General features: G+C 33.0%; 2 pseudogenes. One reads left to right on the forward strand and one right to left on the reverse strand.

Annotation, left to right across the window (positions count from 1 at the left end):
- Positions 1 to 200: pseudogene (locus AC1DVP_RS21340) on the reverse strand (transposase); the annotation flags it as partial.
- Positions 201 to 248: 48 nt separating this feature from the next.
- Between AC1DVP_RS21340 and AC1DVP_RS21345 the strand changes: the two are divergent.
- A pseudogene (locus AC1DVP_RS21345) lies at positions 249 to 679 on the forward strand (Crp/Fnr family transcriptional regulator); the annotation flags it as partial.

Genomic DNA, 679 nt, shown 5'->3' on the forward strand with positions numbered 1-679 from the left:
TTGCAGTAGCGCTTTCTACATGATTACAAGGAATAACAATGATAATTAAAACCCGATTTTTCGCATCCTTTTTCTGAGTTGCATTTAGTGCATTTAAAACCATCCATCCATTTAATTTTACTCAAATAAGCTTTACAAGCATCATCATTCGGGAATTCTTTTACTAGATTCAGTATGTTTTGCCCTTTAAATTTATCCATAAGTCAGTATTTAAAGGTACTAATTTACAGAAATTAAATTGATAACTCAAAAAAAGTTTTTTGCTGCGGGAAGGTGAAGTATGCAAGTTTGAAGGTTTTGTCACTAAAGGGCTTTTTAGGGTTTATCATATTGATAAAAATGGTTTTGAGCAAATACTCTATTTTGCTATTGAAAATTGGTGGATTACCGATATTGACAGTTTTACCAATGAAAAACCATCGCAGCTTTTTATAGAAGCCATTGAGGATAGTGAAGTACTTTTAATTTCTAAAAAAGACAAGGAATTTGCTTATGCCAATTTGCCTAAAATAGAAAAGCTATTTCGGGTAATGACTCAAAAAACGCATGTTGCCCTTCAGCGCAGAATGATTGATAATCTAAGTAAAACTGCAGAATCCCGTTACATCGAATTTGCAGAAAAATATCCCCATCTTATTCAGCGTCTTTCCAACATTCAGGTGGCTGCATATTTGGGTAT

Source organism: Flavobacterium sp. P3_A6, from assembly GCF_056403035.1.